The sequence below is a fragment of the Zhongshania antarctica genome, from assembly GCF_014202945.1.
Classification (GTDB): domain Bacteria; phylum Pseudomonadota; class Gammaproteobacteria; order Pseudomonadales; family Spongiibacteraceae; genus Spongiibacter; species Spongiibacter antarcticus.
Window position 1 is genome coordinate 32400 of the sequence record NZ_JACHHW010000003.1, and the last position, 20565, is coordinate 52964.

General features: G+C 51.5%; 21 protein-coding genes. 14 read left to right on the forward strand and 7 right to left on the reverse strand.

Features of this window, described 5'->3' with window-relative positions; genetic code table 11:
• Positions 1 to 19 precede the first annotated feature (19 nt).
• Genes HNQ57_RS05245 through cls form a run of 4 tightly spaced genes read right to left on the reverse strand, consistent with a single transcriptional unit; the run spans position 20 to position 5058 of the window.
• Positions 20 to 2341, reverse strand: a complete 2322-nt coding sequence (locus tag HNQ57_RS05245) for a PqiB family protein (RefSeq protein WP_184461565.1) — start codon at positions 2339 to 2341, stop codon at positions 20 to 22.
• On the reverse strand, positions 2334 to 2954 hold the full coding sequence (locus HNQ57_RS05250) for a paraquat-inducible protein A (RefSeq protein ID WP_184461566.1): 621 nt from the start codon (positions 2952 to 2954) through the stop codon (positions 2334 to 2336). Before HNQ57_RS05250 ends, HNQ57_RS05245 begins: the two co-directional genes overlap by 8 nt.
• Positions 2955 to 3578: a paraquat-inducible protein A gene (locus tag HNQ57_RS05255; protein ID WP_184461567.1), complete on the reverse strand. Its 624-nt coding sequence runs from the start codon at positions 3576 to 3578 to the stop codon at positions 2955 to 2957.
• Positions 3579 to 3585: 7 nt separating this feature from the next.
• On the reverse strand, positions 3586 to 5058 hold the full coding sequence (cls, locus tag HNQ57_RS05260) for a cardiolipin synthase (RefSeq protein WP_184461568.1): 1473 nt from the start codon (positions 5056 to 5058) through the stop codon (positions 3586 to 3588).
• A gap of 249 nt (positions 5059 to 5307) precedes the next feature.
• Between cls and HNQ57_RS05265 the strand changes: the two genes are divergently transcribed.
• The 8 genes from HNQ57_RS05265 (at position 5308) to chrA (ending at position 12340) form a co-directional block, all read left to right on the forward strand.
• Positions 5308 to 5766, forward strand: coding sequence for a MaoC family dehydratase (locus HNQ57_RS05265; protein ID WP_184461569.1), 459 nt, complete (start codon positions 5308 to 5310; stop codon positions 5764 to 5766).
• 135 nt (positions 5767 to 5901) lie between these two features.
• Entirely contained in the window at positions 5902 to 7104 is a 1203-nt protein-coding gene (locus HNQ57_RS05270; protein ID WP_184461570.1) for an amidohydrolase family protein, read from the forward strand.
• Positions 7105 to 7277: 173 nt separating this feature from the next.
• The gene (locus tag HNQ57_RS05275) at positions 7278 to 7574 is read left to right on the forward strand and encodes a hypothetical protein (protein ID WP_184461571.1); all 297 of its coding nucleotides are present in this window, start codon (positions 7278 to 7280) and stop codon (positions 7572 to 7574) included.
• Positions 7575 to 7767: 193 nt separating this feature from the next.
• Positions 7768 to 8385 (forward strand): PAQR family membrane homeostasis protein TrhA, encoded by a 618-nt coding sequence (gene trhA / locus HNQ57_RS05280; protein WP_184461572.1) that lies wholly within the window; start codon positions 7768 to 7770, stop codon positions 8383 to 8385.
• Positions 8386 to 8411: 26 nt separating this feature from the next.
• Complete coding sequence (locus HNQ57_RS05285) at positions 8412 to 8681, forward strand: hypothetical protein (protein WP_184461573.1); 270 nt, start codon at positions 8412 to 8414, stop codon at positions 8679 to 8681.
• A gap of 38 nt (positions 8682 to 8719) precedes the next feature.
• A complete protein-coding gene (locus tag HNQ57_RS05290) occupies positions 8720 to 9106 on the forward strand; it encodes an acyl-CoA thioesterase (RefSeq protein ID WP_184461574.1) in 387 nt (128 codons plus the stop codon).
• A gap of 132 nt (positions 9107 to 9238) precedes the next feature.
• Positions 9239 to 11107, forward strand: a complete 1869-nt coding sequence (locus tag HNQ57_RS05295) for a DEAD/DEAH box helicase (protein ID WP_414617108.1) — start codon at positions 9239 to 9241, stop codon at positions 11105 to 11107.
• A gap of 66 nt (positions 11108 to 11173) precedes the next feature.
• Positions 11174 to 12340 (forward strand): chromate efflux transporter, encoded by a 1167-nt coding sequence (gene chrA / locus HNQ57_RS05300; RefSeq protein WP_226968292.1) that lies wholly within the window; start codon positions 11174 to 11176, stop codon positions 12338 to 12340.
• A 67-nt stretch (positions 12341 to 12407) separates the two neighbouring features.
• Here the strand turns inward: chrA and HNQ57_RS05305 are convergent, their stop codons facing one another.
• Complete coding sequence (locus HNQ57_RS05305) at positions 12408 to 14396, reverse strand: SDR family oxidoreductase (RefSeq protein ID WP_184461576.1); 1989 nt, start codon at positions 14394 to 14396, stop codon at positions 12408 to 12410.
• A gap of 51 nt (positions 14397 to 14447) precedes the next feature.
• Positions 14448 to 15851 carry a wax ester/triacylglycerol synthase family O-acyltransferase gene (locus HNQ57_RS05310; RefSeq protein WP_184461577.1) on the reverse strand — a complete coding sequence of 468 codons (1404 nt, stop codon included), beginning with the start codon at positions 15849 to 15851 and terminating at the stop codon, positions 14448 to 14450.
• 261 nt (positions 15852 to 16112) lie between these two features.
• On the opposite strand from HNQ57_RS05310, the gene HNQ57_RS05315 reads away from it, so the two are divergent.
• Complete coding sequence (locus HNQ57_RS05315) at positions 16113 to 16958, forward strand: peroxiredoxin family protein (protein ID WP_184461578.1); 846 nt, start codon at positions 16113 to 16115, stop codon at positions 16956 to 16958.
• A 6-nt stretch (positions 16959 to 16964) separates the two neighbouring features.
• Positions 16965 to 17639 carry an NUDIX hydrolase gene (locus HNQ57_RS05320; RefSeq protein ID WP_184461579.1) on the forward strand — a complete coding sequence of 225 codons (675 nt, stop codon included), beginning with the start codon at positions 16965 to 16967 and terminating at the stop codon, positions 17637 to 17639.
• Here the strand turns inward: HNQ57_RS05320 and HNQ57_RS05325 are convergent.
• The gene (locus HNQ57_RS05325; protein ID WP_184461580.1) at positions 17636 to 18253 is read right to left on the reverse strand and encodes a lytic transglycosylase domain-containing protein; all 618 of its coding nucleotides are present in this window, start codon (positions 18251 to 18253) and stop codon (positions 17636 to 17638) included. The two genes, HNQ57_RS05320 and HNQ57_RS05325, sit on opposite strands and share 4 nt — an antisense overlap.
• Before the next feature lie 272 nt (positions 18254 to 18525).
• Here HNQ57_RS05325 and HNQ57_RS05330 point away from each other — a divergent pair, with 272 nt between their 5' ends.
• From HNQ57_RS05330 to HNQ57_RS05345, 4 genes are read left to right on the forward strand one after another with little or no spacing between them, the layout of a single operon-like run.
• Positions 18526 to 18951, forward strand: coding sequence for an EF-hand domain-containing protein (locus tag HNQ57_RS05330; protein ID WP_184461934.1), 426 nt, complete (start codon positions 18526 to 18528; stop codon positions 18949 to 18951).
• A 37-nt stretch (positions 18952 to 18988) separates the two neighbouring features.
• The gene (locus HNQ57_RS05335) at positions 18989 to 19543 is read left to right on the forward strand and encodes an RNA polymerase sigma factor (RefSeq protein WP_184461581.1); all 555 of its coding nucleotides are present in this window, start codon (positions 18989 to 18991) and stop codon (positions 19541 to 19543) included.
• The gene (locus HNQ57_RS05340) at positions 19540 to 20013 is read left to right on the forward strand and encodes a hypothetical protein (RefSeq protein ID WP_184461582.1); all 474 of its coding nucleotides are present in this window, start codon (positions 19540 to 19542) and stop codon (positions 20011 to 20013) included. Before HNQ57_RS05335 ends, HNQ57_RS05340 begins: the two co-directional genes overlap by 4 nt.
• Positions 20010 to 20483, forward strand: a complete 474-nt coding sequence (locus tag HNQ57_RS05345; RefSeq protein ID WP_184461583.1) for a periplasmic heavy metal sensor — start codon at positions 20010 to 20012, stop codon at positions 20481 to 20483. Before HNQ57_RS05340 ends, HNQ57_RS05345 begins: the two co-directional genes overlap by 4 nt.
• Positions 20484 to 20565: the final 82 nt, after the last annotated feature.

Below are 20565 nucleotides of genomic sequence, written 5' to 3' on the forward strand. Positions count from 1 at the left end.
GCTATGGTGTGACATCTTGTTAATCCGTGCGGATCCAGTTCTCGCCGGTATCCGCTTCCCGTGGTAGCGGAATGCTCGGTGTCCAATCTAGCCAGCTCTGCTCGACGTTTTGGCGCAGTGGGAAGACCATGCCCGAGATGACTTGGGGTGCTAGTGGGCTTGAATCTGGCGTCGCAAAGGCAATACCGCCTTCAAGCAAGGACTCGATGGACTTGCTGCGGATGGTTGCGCCGCTAAACAAGCCAAATTTCACCGCAATGCCACTGGAATTCCAAAATACACTGTTTTCTCTCACTAGGCCGGCATAGCGCGACTCAATATTAATATGCATTAAGGTTTGGGTGGCGTCGTCGGCTAATTCATAGCCAAATACCTCACCCACCGGAATATCTCGGTAAAAGACTTTTACACCTTCTTTAATTGAGCCGCGCTGGGGTGCTGCCACAATTAAATTAAGCCCAGTACTGGGCTTGCTGAGTGGCGGCGGCTTGTCCAAGGCTGCGAAGCTAGTTTGCGGCGTGCCGTAGCCTGGACGAACACTGATATAACTGCCGGTGACTAAGGTTTCTAAATTGCGGGTGCCGATCAGGCCGAGTTGTGGCCTTACTACCCAAAATTGGCTGCCACTGCGCGCCAGTGCTTTGGCTGATGGTGCTAGGCGGGCGCTGACTTTAACGCCTTCCATATTGGTATCAAGTTCAACGGTAATGACCTCGCCAACTTTAATACCCTGGTATTTGATCTCGGTGCCTTTGTTAATATTGCTGCCGGTATCAAAGTACAAAAAGATGTCGCGGCCCTTGTCGGCAAAGGTGCTTTGGTAGTCAGGGTGCAGTGAATAGCGCAGCCCCTCCCAGGCCAATTGGGGCTTTTTGACGTCTGGGGTGTGGAAGGCAATGCCGCCAGCGACGATGGTCGCGAGGGAGTCAGCTCGTATGTCTAAGCCGCTGAGACCGCCACTAATGCTTATGCCGCTGGCATTCCAGAACTGCGACTCGCGATGCACCAAGTGGGCATAGCGCTGATGAATAAACGCGCCGATATTAACGCCATTGGCGTCGAGTTCAATGGATTCGACTTGGCCAACGGCTATTTTTCGGTAGTAAATCTTGGTGCCGATACCAACCGAGTTCAGTTCGTCGCTGCGCAGACTTAGACGTAAACCGGGTTGCTGAATACTGCTGTCAGGAGCTTTGAAAAGGGCGGTATACCGCGCGGCAATGGCGCCGCCCTTGCCGCTAACGCGCATGGCAATGTACGGGCCGCCAAGTAGCGCATCAAGTCCGCTAACACCCGTGCTAGAGACCTCTGGTTTTACCAACCAAAACTGGCTGTCGGTGTTTAAGTATTGATGGTGAGGTGCGCTGATGGTCAATGTAATATTGGCGCCAAGATTGGGGTTGTTGTCGACAAAACTCAAGGACTCGACTTTACCGATGTCCATGCCCAATAAGCGAACATTACTGCCCACGGTGAGGCCGTCTGGATTGCGGAAATACACAACAATTTCCTTGCTACCCTTGGCTCGCTCCTTGGTGGTGAAGAGACGGAAACGCGTATTATTGTCGACGGCCTCAGCACCTGCAGCGGGCGTCTCAAAGGCGATGCCGCCGGCGAGAATGCTGGCGATTGAACCGGCGTCAATGTCGATTCCCTGCAGCCCCGCGTTCACCTTCAAACCACTCTGCTGCCAGAAGCGCGAACTGCTGTTTACCAGGTGCTGATATTGGGGGTCAATACGGACATTGGCCTCGATACCATTTTTACTAAGCTGGTAGCTTTCAATGTCGCCGACGTCGATTTGCTGGTAGAGAATGGGTGCACCCACCGACAGCGAGCCGAGGCTCTCCGCCTCAAGAACGAGTCGCAGTCCTGGTAAATTGCTAGCCATTGGCGGAGGCTCGATGAGTGCGGTAAAGCGCTCGGTAGGCTCACCGTCACCGGGCTTGAAGCTGATGTAATTACCGGCAACCAGGGTGTCTAAGCCGGAAACCCCAGAAAGCGATATTTGCGGCTTTACTAGCCAAAATGCGGTGTTCTCGCGGATTAACGGGGCAATTTGCTCGCTCAGTTCAATTGTTGCCGTTACCCCTTCGAGGTCGTCGTCGAGCTGCAGGCTGGTGACTTGGCCAACATTGATACCCTGATACATGACCGGGGTTTTGCCGACACTTATGCCGCTGCCATTGTCGAAAGCAACGGTAACGCGCAAGCCAGTATTGTTGATGTTTTGGTAGAGCAGCCAGGCGGCGACAGCAAGCGCGATGAGTGGGAGTAGCCAAATCGCTGACAGGCTACGTTTTGGCGCGGAGTGTGCGGATCTAATATTGTCTTCAATCATTGTCCAAATCCCAAAGCAAGCGCGGGTCAAAACTATTGGCGGCGAACAGTGTGAGAACCACCACCGCAGCAAAGGCGGTGGCGGCGGGGCCACTCTCCACGGTGGCAATATTGCCGAGGTGAACCAAGGTCACCAAAATAGAGATCATAAATAAATCGAGCATCGACCAGCGGCCAATAAAGTGTATAAAACGGTATAGCACTGTGCACTGCTGTTTGCTCAGCGGGAGGTGAAGCTGCACAGCCAAGATGAGAATTATAATAATCATCAGTTTAATGACTGGTACCGCGATACTGGCGATAAAGACAATGGCGGCAATTGCCTGTAAATCGGCTTGCCACAGTTTTACAACCCCAGACATGATGGTGTCAGGGTCACCCTTGCCGAAACTGATAACGGTCAGTATGGGTAAAATATTGGCTGGAATCATTAGAAATGCGGCGGCTAGCGTATAGGCCCAGCTACGTTGCAGGCTGCGCGGCTGGCGAAAACTCAGCGGTGCAGCACAGCGGGTACAATGCCAGGATTGCGCTTGGCTGGTTGTGGTAATGCGGCTGAGTTTGCCGCAGGTGGTGCAGCGGGCAATACCGCGCTGCTGCGCTGTCACTGTCATTTAGCTGCGTTGCTCCCAATATTGCCAGGCCTGCTCTTCGTGGAAATACTGGCTGCACAGAATAATGCACAGCAACAAGCCCACTAAGCAATAGGTGCCGCTGGCAACGCTGACTTCGCCGGGATCCATCATCTTGACATAGGCGACGATAATGCCCATGGCATAGACTTCAAGCATGCTCCAACTTTGCATCCACACTTTACATTTAAGCCAGGCAGGAAAGTATCTTGGGTAGCGCTTAAGCCGAATGGATATACCGATCATGGTTGTAAGTAGTAGGTGCATAAGCGGAGCGAGCAGGGAGCAAAGCAAAATTAGTACGGCAAGCAGGTGTTCGTTTTCTAACCAGAGTCGCACTACGCCACCGAGCAGTGAATTGCTGCCCAGTTGCCCTACCATGTCGAGTTTTAATATTGGCAGACTCATGGCGGGTATAAACAATAATAGTCCGCTCACGGCGGCGGCTAAGTCGATGTCGGCGCTGGGGTTTGACGCATGCCATAAGGTGGCGGCGCAGCGTGGGCAGTGGCCTTCTTGGCGGTGATCGCTATCGCTGGTGTGCAGCAAAAGATCGCAGTCTGGGCAGGCGGTTAGGCCTTTCGGAATTTGGCTAGCATTGGTCATCGTGGTGTTATTGCAGCGGTGCAAAAAGATAGGCGCAGCGACTGAATAGGCGGCGACGCAGAGACCATTTTGCGACTTCTCTGGGCAGCAATTGCTCGCAGTGCTGTAAGTCCGTAATGAGCATATCTTCCATTTTTTTGGCAAATTGACGGTCGTGGTTGATAACGCCGATTTCAAAGTTAAGACGAAACGAGCGATTGTCGAGATTGGCGGTACCCACCACGCTGATATCATCATCTACTAACATTACTTTCTCATGCAAGAAGCCGTCTTGGTAGTAATAGAACTGCACGCCCCTCGCCAAGGTTTCTTTGATCGCGGTATAGGATGATAGTTGTATCATGATTTTATCTGGTTTGGCTGGCAATATAATGCGGACATCAACGCCGCGCATGGCGGCGAGCTGCAAGGCCTGGATGACGGGGGCGTCGGGCACAAAATAGGGGCTGACAATCCACAATCTACTCGTGGCGTGGTTAATCATATTGAGAAAATAAAGCGCACAACTTTCCGTGTTATCTGCGGGGCCAGTAGCGAGAATCAAGGTGTTGATCTGCGGTTCAGTAGTGGCGCTGGCGCAAAGCTGCCAGTTGAGTTCGGGAAGTGATTCCGTGGCCCAAAGCCAGTCTTCTGCAAAGGCGAGTTGCACGGCCTGAACGGCGGGGCCGGTCAGTGCAAGACCAGTGTCGCGCCAAGGCGTTAGCCGCGGATGCATATGCTGATACTCATCGCCGATATTCATGCCGCCAATCAAGCAGTAATTGCCGTCGCAAACCACAATTTTTCGGTGATTGCGAAAATTCAGCTGCAGCCGATTACCAAGGCCCTTCGTGCTATTAAAGGGGCGAATATCAACACCGCCATTGCGAAGTTTGCGTAAATAGCTACCCGGCAATTGCAGGCTGCCAATTTCGTCGTAGATACAGTAGACCGCAACCCCTTCCTGCACTTTGGTGAGCAATAACTCGGCTAATTCGCCGCCGATGTTGTCGTCGCGAATAATGTAAAACTCAAGGAGCACGTAGTGTTCTGCGGCGGCGATGCGGCTTAGCATCTCCGCGAAAGCCTGCTCTCCGTTAATGAGTAAATGAGCCTCATTACCGCAACTAAAGGGTAGGGTGGCCAATTTTTCTAGGGCGATAAATCGCGGGTCGTGGCTGCTATTGGTGTGGAAATTGGTCAGCTCGGCTGCCAGCTTGGCGGCTATTTGATCGATCTCACTGTGGTCGCTGTTTTTGGCTAGGGCGTAACCGCGAAACTTTCGACGACCAAAAATCCAATATAGAGGAACAAACACCCAAGGTAAGCCCAGTAAGACAATAGCCCACGCTACGGCGCCCTGGGCAGTTCGGGATTTAAGAATGGCCTCAAGGGCAGAGAGTACACCTAGAACCATGAATGTGGCGGCAAAAAGTGCAGCAATGCTGGTGCTATTACCGCTTAGCCAGTGCCAAAACGTTGCGAGAGTGTCAGCGGGCATCACGTTGTTCTTATCTCCTTTTTTGTCGCCTTAGTATCGCTGGATTTAGCCTAGTGAGTGTAGTTGTTTCTGTAGACGACGGGCTCGGCTTGTATCGATAGACCCACTGAACGCGTAAAAGTGCGCTAATTTGGTTTGTGCCTGCGTCGTCTCGATAGACGATGCAGGGCGCAGCAGAAGGAATGCTAAAGTAGGCGCTTGACAGTAATATCGGCGAATATAGCGCCGATCGGCAATGATGGAGCGGCAATGACAAAGGTCTTTAAACACCCAAAAGATTTACATGCCTGGGTAGGTCAGGAATTAGCCTGCAGCGACTGGCTGGAAATCGATCAGGCGCGCATTAATTTGTTTGCCGACGCAACCGGTGATCATCAATGGATACATGTGGATCCGATAAAAGCAAAAGACGGTCCTTTTGGTAAATGTATTGCTCATGGTTACTTAACGCTGTCATTAGTGAATTTATTCCTCCCCCAAATTATCGATGTGCAAGGTATTTCGATGGGGGTGAACGTGGGGTGTGAGCGTATTCGCTTTCCGGCGCCTGTGCCCGTGGGTTCTAAGTTACGGGGGCGCGGCGAGTTGGTGTCGGTAGAAGAGGTCAAAGGTGGTGTGCAGTCTGTGGTGCGGGTTACGGTTGAAATTGAGGGCAATGACCGGCCCGCCTGTGTGGTCGATACCATAAGTCGCTATTTCCCCGCCTGAAGTTGGCGAACATCTGCGGCGCAGGTGGCGGAGCAGTGATCTTTTATGTCAGTGCTTGGTGATGTCTGGGGTTAATGTGTTTTGGGCTGGCTGGCCGTAAAGTAAGGCAATTAAACGCGATTGCTGGAGCGAGCCATGAATACCCTACCTTATGCCTTAATCGACTGTGACAACCACTATTACGAGCCAGATGATTGCTTTAGTCGCTTTATAGAGGCGCGCTTTCGCGAGTCGACGGTGTGGGTAGATCGCCGTCGTGAAGACGGCTTCGGCACAATGATGTTGGGTGCCGAGCGCTTGAATTTCTTTAGCGTCGGGGTGGGCGACTTTGTTGGCCCGCCGGGGGCGATGAAGGCCTTTTTTAAAGGCGACGTTGATACCGGTGGCGCCGTAAATGCCAATGCGATACGAGCGATCGACTGCCCTGAATTTATTGATAAGACGGCGCGCTTGGCGCGAATGGACGAGCAAGGTGTCGAGGCCTGTGTGATGATACCGACCCTTGGTACTGGGGTTGAGTATCAGCTGCGCAAGCCTGAACACCGCGCGGTGGCGTACCCAAGTATCCGCGCGTTTAACCGTTGGGTTGCAGCTGACTGGGGCTGGGGTGGCGACGGTCGGGTATTTGCCACCGCAATGATAAGCTTGATTGACTTGGATCTCGCACTAGTAGAGCTTGAGCGTGTAATTCAAGAGGGCTGCCGCCTGGTTCACCTCAATACCGGTCCCATTGATGGGCGCTCGCCGGCGGATCCTTATTTTGACCCTTTTTGGGCGCGAGTGCAGGAGGCGGGGGTGGTGATGGCCTACCATATTGGCAGTGGGCCGTTTACTGAAATGTACGCGGCGCCCTGGGGCGAGCCGGCGAACCCGCCATCTCACCGCTTCAGCGCCTTTAATACCTATGTGGGCATGGGGGAGCGCACCGTGGTCGATCAAATCGCGGCGACGATATTTCAAAACTTATTTGGCCGCTTTCCCAAACTGCAGTTCCTCATCGTGGAGTTTGGCGCTGCTTGGTTGCCGCACTTGCTGAAAACCCTCGATAAAATCTACCGCTTGGGCGACCACAAAACCCGCTTTGCCTTTGGTAAACCGGACTTGCCGAGTGCGGTATTTAAACGTCATTTCAAAATTGTGCCCTTCCATGAAGATGACTTTTCGCGAATTGCGCAGGCGGCAGGTATTGAGGCGATTGTGAATGGTTCCGACTATCCGCACCCAGAGGGTTTGCAGTGGCCTGTTGAGATGGTGGATGAAATGAAGGATTTTAATGATGGGCAAATTAGACAGGTAATGCGCGGTAATGCCGCGGCGTTATTGGGGTTGCAGGACTAAGCCTTGGGCTAAGATTATTTGGTTATGAAACCAATTTCGAATAACCTTGTTTAGTCTAGGGTTTTTGGCCCTGTTTGGCGGTTTATGTGTTATAACTACCTCAATTAGCGGTTGTGTTGCTATTCGGTAAAATACTTATCGAAAAGTTTTCGCGGTGAATGCGGAGGTAGTCAATGGATTTGACTCATGGCAGTGTGCTTTTGGGTGACCGCGAGTTATTGGCGGACGTACCCATGTATATAAACGCTGGCGGCAATTTTGTGCGCTGGGGTGGCTGTCTACACCTGAATAAACAAATTAGCGAACTGCTTAATGGTAGTGATTACAGTATTCGTCTGCGCGATGGCCGACTCGGCGATATCCGTATTCGCAAAGTCGTGAATACCAATGGCGCACTTCACGTTGAGATTCTATTTGAAGGCGTGGGCGAGCTTGCGCAAAAAACACCAGATTGGCAGCAGAGCGGCTAGTGTTTGGCTACTCTATTACCGCCGCTCGCTATTTATGACCCTTTTATCTCCCCTTCACCACATCTGGCCTGTGTTTTTTCATTTGGGTTTAGTGCCTTTTCGCCGGTAAAATCAGTTGATGTAAAGGCTCGCGCTAAGCGCTTAATTAGGCGATAGTGCGCGTCATTGGGGCGAATAGGGGTGGTTTTGCATCGTGTACCAAGGTGAACGCTTTAATAGTTTTACACATTTAGCGGGGGTGATTGCCGCGCTGATTGGCAGCCTGCTGCTATTATGGCCTGCGGTTGTGTCCGGTGACGGATGGGCGATGCTGGCTTATGCCATTTACGGTGTTTCTTTGCTCGCACTGTACGGCTTTTCTACTTTGTATCACAGTTGCCGTGGCCCGCGAAAAGCCTTGTTCCGTCAGCTCGACCATTTGGCCATATACTTATTAATTGCTGGCACCTATACGCCATTTTTACTGGTCAGTTTGCGCGAGAGTGCAGGGTGGTGGATGTTTGGCGTGATTTGGTCGCTGGCGGCCCTCGGCATGCTGCTAGAGTGCGTACCTAAAGCGAGCCGACGGTTTTGGTCAATTGCGGTATACCTGCTAATGGGGTGGCTGGCCTTGTTTTTGATGAAACCCCTTGGCGCGGTGCTCGCGCCCGCCGGATTTAATTTATTGCTTGCCGGAGGGCTCGCTTACACCGGCGGTATTGTGTTCTATGTTTTAGATAAAAAAATCGCCCATTTTCATGGTGTTTGGCATCTTTTTGTCTTAGCAGGCAGTGTATTGCATTTTTGTAGTATTTATTATTATGTTGCCTAGGTATGCTGTTTGTTGGGAGTTAACTGTTGCGATTTAAGGTCTTAGCGCTATTCGGTTTTATAAATTTATTCTTCATCGTGGTCGCGCTGATCTCACCAATTAGTCTCGCTGGGCATGACTACGCTTGGCCCCAGGCGGCGGTATTAATCCTAATCCAGGGTCTTGTCGCCCTAGCGATGCTGTATGTGGCCAGACAAAAATTTGCGGGTGCCGACATTGCCGATAAAGCCTATCCTGCGGTGGTCGTAGCCTATGTGCTTTGGTTGTGTATGGTGTGGCGCTGGTTGGGGCAATAGGTGCGTCGCAGTGTATTCGTTTGAAGTGAGTATTTTGAATGTTGTTGTATGAAGTAAGCCCAAGATTTTGTGAAACCGATGCTATGGGGCACATTAATAATACCGTGTTGCCGATGTGGTTTGAGTCTGCGCGCAGCGGGATTTTTCAGATTTTTAACCCGGGCTTAGATCTCGCCAAATGGAATTTAATTCTACGTAAAATCGATGTCGATTTTTTAGCGCAGACCTATTATGAATACCCCGCTCAGGTTCGAACACGCATTGGTCATATTGGCCAGTCTTCGTTTGTGGTTGAGCACGAGTTATGGCAGCGTGACCAAAAGACGGCCACAGGCTCGGCAGTGATGATATTTTTTGATTATAATACCCAGCAGAAATTAGAAATTCCGGCTGATATACGCGCTGAATTACAAAAACTGAGCTAATATTTGCGTTTTAGAGTGGTGGGTTACGCCGCTTAATGCCAAAAAAGGCCAAAGGTTTCGCGGTAATTGTCGCCTCATGCCGGTATAATGCCGCCTCAACGCCATTGGCTGCGTTCGGCCGAATGGGGTCAAATGTTGCGGCGACTCTTGATTCCTACGGTAGCGATTATGCCCTCAGATACACCCGCGGCAGCGGATACAATTACTTTTGATGATTTAGGCCTTGCGCCCCTTATTTTGGCTGCAGTAAAGGCAGTTGGTTACGAAATTCCCTCGCCAATTCAGGCGGCGACTATCCCCCTTATTCTTGCCGGCAGAGATGTTGTCGGTCAGGCGCAAACTGGCACGGGTAAAACCGCCGCATTTGCCCTGCCTTTGCTGTCGCGTCTCGATGTGAACAGCCGTCGTACCCAAGCGCTAATTTTGGCGCCAACCCGTGAGCTAGCCATTCAGGTGGCAGAAGCACTGCAAAGTTACGCTTCACATTTACCCGGCTTCAATGTACTGCCTATCTACGGCGGTCAGGATTACCGTGGCCAGCTGGCGGCGCTAAAACGCGGCGTACAAGTGGTTGTTGGCACCCCGGGTCGGGTAATGGACCATATGCGTCGCGGCACCTTGAAATTGGATGATTTGACTCATCTGGTTCTCGACGAAGCTGACGAAATGTTACGCATGGGCTTTATCGACGATGTTGAATGGGTTATGTCGCAAATGCCGGCTAAGCGCCAAATCGCTTTGTTTTCGGCAACTATGCCGTCAGCGATTCGCCGTATTGCAACAACGTATTTGACTAATCCTGAGCAGGTCACTATTCAGACTAAAACCTCGACGGCGATTACTATTCGCCAGCGCTATTGGATGGCGCGGGGCCTGAATAAACTGGATGCATTGACCCGTATTCTGGAAGCCGAGCCTTTTGATGGCATGATTATCTTCGTGCGGACTAAGCTAGTTACCACTGAGCTGGCTGAAAAGCTGCAGGCTCGTGGCTACGCCGCGGCTGCCTTGAACGGCGATATTGCTCAGGCCCAGCGTGAGCGCACGGTAGAGCAGCTTAAAAATGGCCGCTTGGATATTGTTATTGCGACTGATGTGGCGGCTCGTGGCCTTGACGTTGAGCGTATTAGCCACGTTATTAACTACGATATTCCCCATGACACTGAAGCCTATGTACACCGTATTGGTCGTACAGGGCGCGCTGGTCGTAGCGGTGATGCAATCTTGTTTGTGGCACCACGCGAAAAGCGTATGTTGCAAGCCATTGAGCGCGCCACCCGCCAGTCTATTGAAGAAATGGGCTTGCCCAGTGCTGAGAATATCAATGCCCTGCGTGTTGATCGCTTTATGCAGAAGATCACCGATACCCTGGCCGGTACCGATTTGAGCTTTTTCCGCAAAATGTTGCAGGAATACGTCGCTAAACACGATGTGTCTGAAATTGACGTTGCCGCTGCGCTCGCTAGCCAGTTGCAAGGTGATAAACCTTTGCTGGTAAAAGACGCGCCAAAGATGATGACCGAGCGTCCGCAAAGTCGCGATAAGCCGGGTGGCATCTCTCGCGGGCCAGATACTGGCATGCAGCGTTACCGCATAGAAGTTGGTCGTCAGCACGGTGTGAGCGCCGGTAATATTGTTGGTGCCATCGCTAACGAAGCCAATATCGACAGTGCGAATATCGGCCGTATCTCGATTTACCCTGAGTTCACTACGGTAGATCTTCCGAAAGAAATGCCCGATGACGTGGTTCAGTGTTTACGTACTACCCGGGTTGCTGGTCAACCGCTGAATATCTCGGTACATGAAGGCGGTGATATGCCTATTGATGACCGTGAGCGCCCGCGCAAGCCGCGTGGTAAGCCCAGCGGTGACAAGGCAGGACGCAAGCCGGTCAAAGCCAAGCCAAGAGCTTCAAATGCGTCGGCAAAGCCAGCAAGTGCAAAGCCAGCGTCAGCTAAGCCAACGCTGACCGGCACCAGAGAAAAGCGCGGCAAGGTTTAAGCTTTACGCGTAATACCTTAGACTCTTTGGCTACTCTAACCTAGGGCCCAGCCAGAGAGTTTAAGCGTGATTCTTCAGGTTTTTTTAAACTTCCTTTATCTCGGTTGTATCAGCTTTGGTGGCCCTGCGGCACACATTGGCTATTTTCGACGCGTGTTTGTTGAGCAAAAAGCCTGGCTAAGTGAACAGGATTTTGCCGCCCATCTCGCTTTGTGTCAGTTTCTTCCCGGTCCAGCTTCCAGCCAGCTCGGTTTTGCTATTGGCTGTCAGCGCGGTGGTATTCCTGCGGGTGTTGCCGCGTTTCTCGGATTTACGCTACCTTCTTTTCTGTTGATGTTCGGTCTTGCGGTATTGCAGCGTGATCTCAGTTCGGACAGTTGGGCGCATGGCCTTGTCAGCGGTTTAAAGCTGCTGGCCGTGGTGGTCGTGGCTGATGCTATTTGGAGTATGGTCAAACAATTTTGTCGGCAGCCAACCACCATCATTATGACACTTGTTAGCGCTTGCGTTTTATTGTTGGCAATGACGCCCCTGCGTCAGTTTGCCTTATTGCTCGGTGCTGCCTTGTGGATGGTGTGGCGGGCAAAGCCGAGGGCAGGCGCGGCAGTGGCGGCGATCGAGTTAAAGCAAGCTGCGCTCGCCTGCGTGCTCAGTTTTGTGGGGTTGCTCCTGTTAAGTTTGTTGTTTTCTCATACTCTATTTGGCATTTTTTATCAGGCGGGCAGCTTTGTGTTTGGTGGTGGGCACGTGGTTCTGCCGCTCCTAGAGTCTTATATTGGCGATGAGTTGAGTAAAGATCGCTTTTTACTAGGCTATGCGGCGGCGCAAGCAGTGCCGGGGCCAATGTTTTCTTTCGCGAGCTACCTTGGTGCCGCTTTGCGGCCGGAGATGGCCTTGGGCGGTGCGCTTTTGGCGACGGTGGCGGTGTTCTTGCCTGGCTTTTTGTTAGCCGCTGGGCTTGGTGGTGTGTGGCAGCAATTGGCTCAGCGGGGTCGTGTCGTTGCGGCAATTGCGGGAGTGAATGCGGTAGCGGTGGGCATGTTAGTTGCTGCGTGGGTGAACCCGGTATTGAGTAATGCGCCAAAAGACCTGCCTTCGCTATTTCTGGCGCTGGCCGGTTTGCTTGTTTTGCGCAGTCGCAAGCTGCCGATTATTTGGCTTATCGCGATATTTTCAATGTATGGCGCGATACGCTTTGTGGACTATTTCCCCTCCGGATTATTGGCCGCATAAAAAGTAGGCATAAAAAAAGGAGGGCCAAAGCCCTCCTTGTCAGTCTTAAACCATAAAGCGTCAGCGTTTAGACGTGAACCCCTTTCAATACCGCTGCTAATGCCATTTGCTCAGTCGACACTTCGGGTGCGCTCGCATCGCCGTCACCCTTGGCCGCAGATGAGTCTGGGAAGGTGCGGAATACCGTGTTCATGGTGATTTCTACCGCTTTCGGCATGATGGCATTGAGCACTTGTGCGGTGATTCCGAGGCCGGTTGCGATACGCTTTGGACGACGAATAATGGCGTCGCAAATCATGTCAGCGGCTTCTTCTGGCGATAAAGTGGGCACCGAGTTGTAGATTGAGGTTGGCCCAATCATTGGCGTTCTTACCAGCGGCATATTAATGGTCGTGAAGGCGATATTGCGGTCCGAGAACTCGGCTGCAGCACTGCGCGAGAAGGCGTCCAGAGCCGACTTCGAGGCGGCATATGCCGAGAAACGCGGCGAAGTGCCGACAATGACGGCAATCGACGAAATATTGATCACGTGGCCGGCTCTGCGTTCCAACATTGACGGTGCTAGCCCCATAATAAGACGAATAGCGCCAAAGTAATTGAGCTGCATAGTGCGCTCAAAATCGTGGAAGCGGTCAAAGGTCAGTTCTAGTGAGCGGCGAATTGAGCGGCCGGCGTTGTTCACCAGTACATCGACTTGGCCGTGATTTTCGATCAGGGTAGCCACGAGCTTGTCACAAGAGCTTAAATCCGATACGTCACAGCTATAAGCAAAGCTAGTGCCGCCTTTTTCGGAAATCTCTTTTTGGGTTTCATCCAGCTTTTCTACCGAACGGGCTACCAGTATGACCTTGGCGCCAGCTGCCGCTAATTTCAGCGATGCCGCCTTGCCAATACCGGAAGACGCACCGGTAATAACAATGACCTTATCCTTGACGTTGCCGCGTAGCGAGCGGTCCTTAAATAAACTCGGGTCGAGGTTGCGCTCCCAGTAGTCCCAAATTTTGGCAGCGTAGTCCTCTAGCGCTGGCGGCGCAATGCCGCTGCCCTTGAGTGCTTTCATGGTGTCGCGGGTGTCAAAGCGGGTGGGCATATTCATGAAACTGACGGCATCGGGGGGGATGCCATAATCAGCCAATACGGCACTAATAATGCGGCGCACCGGCGGTAGGCCTTTTATTAAGTTCAATATTGAGGGCGGGATAAACGCAAACATCCGCATATCGATGCGCATGGCAAAGCGGGGCGCATGGGCAGCCTTGGAGAAAATGTTAAGTACTTCGCCAACTTGCTGAGTCTCGGTATTCACTAAGTGGAAGCAACGTCCATCCAATCCAGCTTTATGCGACAAAAAGTCCATAGCATCGGCGACATAATCCACCGGCACAATGTTCATTTGCCCGCCTTCGATGCCGATCAGCGGCATCCACTGGGGGAGACGGTTTCGCAGCCGTTGTAATAGTTTAAAGAAGTAGTAAGGACCGTCGATTTTATCAATTTCACCGGTTTTTGAATCGCCGACGACCATTGCCGGACGATAGATGCGGTAGGGGATTTTACATTCGTTGCGCACCAGGCCCTCAGAAACGTGCTTGGTACGGAAGTAGGCGTGGTCCAAGCCTCTGGCTTCTTCGAACATGTCTTCGCGGAACACACCGCGATACATACCCGCTGCGGCGATAGAGCTGGCAAGGTTGAAACACTTGGCGTCCATTGTTTCCGCAGCCGCAATGGCGTTCTTCGTGCCTTCTATATTGGCAATTTCTTGGCTTGCGGCGTCGGCTTTGAGGTCGTAAATAGCGGCAAGGTGATAAAACTGCTTAACCGAGCCCTTAAGGCTTGCCATGTCTTTGGCGCTAATGCCGAGCTTGGCTTTGGATAAATCTCCGTAAACAGCAACCAATCGGTCGCTACTCAGTCCGGTTTTTTGCAGCAGATCTTTGTATTTTTGCTTGGAGCTTCGGCGCACTAAAATGTAGATAGTACCTTTGCGCTTGGCGAGGCGTTCAATAAGAAAGCGACCAATAAAGCCGGTTCCGCCGGTAACAAAATAACTCATAGGTGAATCTCCAGGTCTTTTGAAATCGATACTGCAATAAAGCTATTATTTTTAATCGGCCTTGCCCCTGCTGGGCGATACAGCCTCTTCCAAGTCGTCAAATGCATCGTGAATGTAATCACTGAGAATATCAAGGTTTGGCATTGCTTGGCTGGCAACTAGACCAAATTGCAAGCGGCCATCATAACTATATAGCGTAATATTTAAGTGGTTGCTGGGTGTTAGGGCGCTAAGAGGGTACATTTCTTCGAGTTTGGCGCCTTTTAGGTATAAGGGCTTTGGTGGCCCGGGCACGTTAGACACTAAGGTGTTGCCAAGTGGCGGCAGCACGTCGCCTAATTTAAGTGCTTCGCCCACCAGCGAAAGCCCGCCTAATAAAACGGTATAGGCCATCACCGAGGCCGGTGGCACGCCGTCAATTTGGTAGCGGACATTGCGAAGGGTAAAACCGATCTCCCGCAAACGCTCGTAGGGGTCAGTCGTTTTACTCGCCAGTTCAACCAAGACTATGCCAATTTTATTGCCAAGGCTGTCATCGCCACTCCTGCGTAAATTGACGGGCATCTGAATGGTGATGGGCTCGTCGATGTCAGCGTCGCAATCTTGTAAATAGCGATGCAGTGCGCCATCGATACAGGTTAGCGCAATATGATTCAAGGTCGACCGAGTTTGCTTGCGCAGCTTGGTAACCCGAGTCATGTTGACTGCCGCAGTGGCAATTTGGCGGCCAGCGCTTACTTGGCCGGTAAGCGGGGTGTGGGGGTTCGCTTTATAGGGAACAGCAACCGCGTTTTTGGTGAGGTTTAGGGTTTCTAGAGCCAGCTGGGCGCTGAGCTTAGAGAGGCCGGCGATGGCTTTGATATAGTCCCCCGAGCGGCCACCGAGCTGGCTTAAGACCTTCATGATTGAGATGCTGTCGGCGGTATGCTGCAGGCGTTTTTGGGGTAAAACGGACCAGATCGGCGTAACTGACTTGGTGCGTGCCGATTTGCTTAGGCTATTGACCAGCCATGATGACATGGTAACGCCGTCAGCGTAGGCGTGGTGGAGTTTGGTGTAAATCGCAAAGCGTTGGTCATCGATGCCTTGAAATACATGCATTTCCCACATTGGACGGCTTTTATCCAGGCGAATACTGTGCAGCTCGCTCACCTCGGCATACAGGCTGTCGCGGAAATCGTTGCCACTAAGTGTGTGGAAAAAAACGTGGTTTTCAATATTGAATTGATTATCGACTTGCCACTGCGGCGCACTGAAACGGCTAAATTTTATGATCTGGTTAAAGGGGGCGCGAATTTCGTTAATGTTACCTGCGTACTCGGCAACGACTTGCTCAACGTAATTGGCGGCGGCCTTGGCTGGTTTGCGAAACATTAATAAACCGCCCACGTGCTTGGGGCTTGCGTCGGTTTCGGTTAGGAAAAAAGCCAGATCCATCACTGAAAGTTTTGCCATACGGTATTCACACCCTGTGTTTACAAAAATTATATAGTTATATGCTTTAAATTATAGCCTTAACGTATTGCGTTACTTGCTATTTAATTTGAATACGCTACTAGTCTATGTCCTAATGTTTTTCTTAGCTATTGCCGCTTTTTCGTGGGCAAAATATTTTAGGTCAATTCGCGGCGGACATGATTTTCTAAAGCTAACCCACAATAAGCCCATTTAACAGTGTGGGTGAGGTGTTTGGGTGAATAGTGGGGATAATAAGAAATGATAAAGGCCCTGCTAGGCCAAATTAAGCGCTGGTATGCTATTCCGTATTTATTTATGTGCATAGTAGTAACCGTGCAAAGTGCATCGTATCACCTCAGTGCTAATGCCTTTAGCTGGTCTTGGTTGGGGGTGAGTGTCGCCATCGCGCCCTTGGTGCTGTTCATGGCAATCGTGTACTTTCTGCCTTGGTCGGGTATTTCCAACTATATTGCAGTCCCTATCTTAGCGGCTTTGCTTGGGGCGTTTTTAGCGATTATTGAAATGCGCTTTTTGCCGACCTTTTATACATTGTTTTTCGGCCTTGGCGGGGTGTTAATCTATATCTTTTGGTACTCAGACCTAGACCGACGAGATAACCCTGTGCTCAAAATTGGCGCAAAGCTGCCTGATTTTACGGTTCAATCCATCGCGGGTGAGGAACGTCATTCTTCGGCCTTTCTCGGGCGTAAGACGCTCTACATCTTTTATCGCGGCAATTGGTGTCCCGTTTGCCACGCGCAAATCCAGGCTCTGGCCGAGGAATATCAAGAGATTGAGCGCCGTGGGGTCGCTGTGGTTTTAATTAGCCCGCAATCACCGGAAAAAAGCGCTGAACTGGCTCTGCGTTTAAACCTGACAATGCAGGTTTACGTTGATAAAGAGAATCGCGCCGCTAAACGTTTGGGCATTGTTCACCAATATGGCGTGCCGCTGGGGGTATGGGGTTACGGGGGTGACACGGTGTTGCCGACGACTTTGATTGTTGATGAAAATGGCAGCATTGTATACGCCGATTTAACCGACAACTTTAGGGTTAGACCAAGAGTAAAAACATTGATAAGCGCCCTCGACGGCGTGCGGTAATCCGATATGAGTTCAGAAATAAGTGCGGCAGCAACCGCGGTAATTGTGCGCGACGGTGAGGCCGGTATTGAAACCTTATTGCTGCGTCGCCACAGTCAATTGAAAGTTAGCGGGGGGCACTGGGTGTTTCCCGGTGGCCGAATAGATCCCGAAGACTACCAGGAGAATAGCGACGATGAGCAGGCCGCTCGTGTTGCGGCGCTTCGCGAAACACAAGAAGAATCGGGTTTGGTGCTCAATCCAGACTCCCTCGTATTGTTGTCTCACTGGACTACCCCGCCAACCATGGGGCGACGATTTGCGACGTGGTTTTATCTTGCAGTGGTGAATCACGATTTACCCGAGGTGCTTGTTGATGGCGAGGAAATGGACGCTTATTGCTGGGCAAGTCCGAGCGAATTTTTAGCGCAGCATCGGCGCGGTGAGCTCGCCTTATTGCCACCGACGGTGGTGACCCTCGACGAATTGCATCGCTGTGCTAACACAGCTGAGGCACAGCGGTTTTATGGCCAGCGGCCAGTGCCCTTTATTGCCCCGCGCATGTCTACGCACAACGACGCTATATGTATGCTTTACGGGGGAGATGCTGGCTACGACGCGATTGACCCTACTGCGCAGGGTGCTAAAAACCGCTGTTACTTAGAATCTGGGGTTTGGCGTTACGACTTTTGTGAGGCCTAACGCTGGGCGAGTACTAGATCTGAGTCGAGAGGGAGTGTGGCATCAAAGCGTCGCCATTTTTTGATTACTTTATTGGCATATTTTAATGTGCCTACCGAACCGTTGTAGCGGGCGAGAGCACGACTAACATTGCCATCCTCGCGATCCAGATAGCGCTTGAAAATTTTACAGCCATAGCGAATATTGGTTTCAGTCTGATATAGATTGTCACTTGAATGACCCAGTACATCTCGCCAGAACGGCATTACCTGCATTAAACCTCGGGCGCCAACTCTCGATGTGGCGCGGCTATTGAAACTGCTCTCAGTCTCAATGATCGCGAGTACCAGTCCCGGAGGCAGCTGATTGCCTAGGGCGTGTTTGTGCGCAAGTGCCAATATGCGAAGGCGCTGTGCGGGATCACGCACATAGCGTCGAGTCATTTTAGACATCTCGGCAATCCACATATGGCCATCATTGTGATCGTTGAACGACGGTGTTCTTATCACGGCCTCGTAGGCGAGGCTGGCTTCAATGGGGCCGCGCAGTGAATAGCTGCTTTCGGCAAAGGATTGATGAAAAACACATAAACTACAAAGTAATACAGCGATTTTGGTGGTGAGGCGAACAGGCATAAAAATCCTAGGCTAGGAACATCCTGTTCGCATTTATATTATTTAGCATTGGGCGGGTGGTGGCCCATGTGCGCGCTTGCTACGCCAGCAAGGGCTTCAAGTCATTGAATTAAATTAGGTTTATGCTTCAGCTTAACGCATTTTAGGATAAATGAGAACTAGTGACCCGCATTAGGCACGCTGCCAAAATTAACCGCGAGGGATTTTTTGGTCTCAGGTGTTTAATCAATACGGCCGTAGCAATCTACTATTTCTTTGTTGGAGTATCTTTTATGAATACAAAATTAATCTTGTGTGCCGCATTACTGGGCGTCTCTAGCGCGGCTGTTCAGGCTGGTGACGGTCCAGGTCGTCATCACAACCCGGATCTGAATCGCGACGGTGCTGTTACTACAGCTGAGATGTTGGAGCATCGCCAGGGCATGTTTAAAAAAATGGACTTAAATGGTGATGGTTTTGTGACCGAGGCCGAAGCGGCGGAGATGCGAGCGCAGATGGCGGCGAAGCGACAAAAAATGCACGAGGAAAAGGCCAAGGCGCGTTTTACCAAGGCCGATAGCAATGGCGACGGTATGATCTCTGCCGACGAGTTTTCTCGCGAGGCAGGGCAAAAAATTGAGTTGCTGGATGCCGACGGTGATGGTGAGGTCAGTCGCCGTGAAATGCGGTCGGCTATGCGCGAAAAGCGGGGGAATTAAGTTGCTCAATCATTGCGCTGTCACAGATTCTCTCTGAATGCTGATCGACGACAGTGAGTTAATGCGCCGGCTTGCCGGTGGCGATCAGCAAGCATTTGCTAGCTTGCTTAGTCGACACAGCAAACTGGTGCTTAATGTTTTGTATCGGATTGTACTGTCTCGTGACGACGCCGAAGATCTCTGCCAAGAGGTCTTTGAACGGTTGTGGCGGCAAGCCCCCCAGTGGCGTGACGAAGCTAAATTAACAACGTGGCTGTATCGCGTGGCAAATAATTTGGCGATTAATTTTCGGCAGCGGGTACAACAGCGCTATGTGCTTAATGAAGATTTACTCATGGCAGAATGTGATGCCGCGAGCGCAGATGCTGATGCCGAAGTCAGTATGCCCTCGCTGGGGATGGGCGATGACGCATTAATGCGCGCCTTAGCTAGCCTGCCCGCCAACTACAGGGCGGTACTGGCGTTTCGGTTTTATCGCGATTTGGCGGTAAAAGACATCGCTGAAATTATGGGGATATCCGCCAAGGCCGTCGAGTCGCAGTTAGGACGGGCTAAAGCTCAGTTAAAGCAAAATTTGGGAGGTGGCGAGTGAATATAATGCAAAAATTCTTGGCCAACACGCTGCGAAATTTTGGCAGTAACCGCGATACATGGCCTCGCTGGCGACAAGTTATGTTCGGTATATGCACCGCGCTTAACGATGCTTGCCGGCAAGATTGGCAGGCCGCGCAGCGCAAAGTGAATGCTGCAGACACCCTACTGGCCCAGACTTATGTTGATGGCATAGCGGAGCTGGCGGTCAGCAGTGCAATGGCGCGACGCCTGCACACAATTACTGCGCAGCCCCAGTGCCGCGCTGGATTAGCATCTGAGCCGGGTGTAATTAAGGCGAAGATGCCTTTCTGGCAAATCAGTTTTGCCTCCGCGATGGCATCTGCCGTATTAGGGGTAGCACTGGGCGCGGGTGGTTACGTGCCTGAGTTAAGCGACACCGATGTCGCCTACCTGGAGACCTCAATGACATACGAAGTGAGTGATTGGCTTGCGGGAGATACCCAATGACCTCTAAGCGAGGAATTTTACTTACCTTGTTAGCATCACTGATTGTGAACGGTGCGCTGATTGGCTTGTTTGTCGGCCATCGCATGGCGGGGGAAGATCGCCGCGCCATGCACGGCATGACTCGGCAATTGCTGCGCGATGAACCCAGCCAATTTGCCGAGCCAATGCGTAATGCGATGGAGGCTCACCGCAGTGAAATGCGCAATGCGTTCCGGCAAATGCGCAGTGCGCGGCGGGATATGTTTAAAATATTAAAAATGCCGGAGGTAACTACCGACGAGTTAAATCAAGCGCTAGCGCAAATCCGCGAGGCGGAGATGAATTTGAAAAAAGTCAGTCATCAAGTGCTCGCAGAAGTCTTGCCGCAGATGCCCGTTGAGCAGCGCCTGCACTTTGCCAAGGCCGACATGATGCGGCGTCATGGCGGTGATGCCCATGGTGGTGAGCGCCCTAAAGCAGGAAGATTATAGTACTTACCAACTCTAGTTAGGCGGGTTTAAGTAAGCTTATAATAATGGGTGTTACTAATTTTGAGCATAAAAAAAGCCCCGC

What these genes read in the sequence shown, in the direction of transcription:
- HNQ57_RS05250 (WP_184461566.1), bottom strand. Translation starts at nt 2,954, where the DNA reads ATGACAGTGACAGCGCAGCAGCGCGGTATTGCCCGCTGCACCACCTGC.
- cls (WP_184461568.1), bottom strand. Translation starts at nt 5,058, where the DNA reads ATGCCCGCTGACACTCTCGCAACGTTTTGGCACTGGCTAAGCGGTAAT.
- HNQ57_RS05270 (WP_184461570.1), top strand. Translation starts at nt 5,902, where the DNA reads ATGAATACCCTACCTTATGCCTTAATCGACTGTGACAACCACTATTAC.
- HNQ57_RS05320 (WP_184461579.1), top strand. Translation starts at nt 16,965, where the DNA reads ATGAGTTCAGAAATAAGTGCGGCAGCAACCGCGGTAATTGTGCGCGAC.
- HNQ57_RS05255 (WP_184461567.1), bottom strand. Translation starts at nt 3,578, where the DNA reads ATGACCAATGCTAGCCAAATTCCGAAAGGCCTAACCGCCTGCCCAGAC.
- HNQ57_RS05345 (WP_184461583.1), top strand. Translation starts at nt 20,010, where the DNA reads ATGACCTCTAAGCGAGGAATTTTACTTACCTTGTTAGCATCACTGATT.
- HNQ57_RS05295 (WP_414617108.1), top strand. Translation starts at nt 9,239, where the DNA reads ATGTTGCGGCGACTCTTGATTCCTACGGTAGCGATTATGCCCTCAGAT.
- HNQ57_RS05315 (WP_184461578.1), top strand. Translation starts at nt 16,113, where the DNA reads ATGATAAAGGCCCTGCTAGGCCAAATTAAGCGCTGGTATGCTATTCCG.
- HNQ57_RS05305 (WP_184461576.1), bottom strand. Translation starts at nt 14,396, where the DNA reads ATGAGTTATTTTGTTACCGGCGGAACCGGCTTTATTGGTCGCTTTCTT.
- HNQ57_RS05265 (WP_184461569.1), top strand. Translation starts at nt 5,308, where the DNA reads ATGACAAAGGTCTTTAAACACCCAAAAGATTTACATGCCTGGGTAGGT.
- HNQ57_RS05335 (WP_184461581.1), top strand. Translation starts at nt 18,989, where the DNA reads ATGCTGATCGACGACAGTGAGTTAATGCGCCGGCTTGCCGGTGGCGAT.
- HNQ57_RS05245 (WP_184461565.1), bottom strand. Translation starts at nt 2,341, where the DNA reads ATGATTGAAGACAATATTAGATCCGCACACTCCGCGCCAAAACGTAGC.
- HNQ57_RS05275 (WP_184461571.1), top strand. Translation starts at nt 7,278, where the DNA reads ATGGATTTGACTCATGGCAGTGTGCTTTTGGGTGACCGCGAGTTATTG.
- HNQ57_RS05325 (WP_184461580.1), bottom strand. Translation starts at nt 18,253, where the DNA reads ATGCCTGTTCGCCTCACCACCAAAATCGCTGTATTACTTTGTAGTTTA.
- HNQ57_RS05330 (WP_184461934.1), top strand. Translation starts at nt 18,526, where the DNA reads ATGAATACAAAATTAATCTTGTGTGCCGCATTACTGGGCGTCTCTAGC.
- HNQ57_RS05290 (WP_184461574.1), top strand. Translation starts at nt 8,720, where the DNA reads ATGTTGTTGTATGAAGTAAGCCCAAGATTTTGTGAAACCGATGCTATG.
- HNQ57_RS05310 (WP_184461577.1), bottom strand. Translation starts at nt 15,851, where the DNA reads ATGGCAAAACTTTCAGTGATGGATCTGGCTTTTTTCCTAACCGAAACC.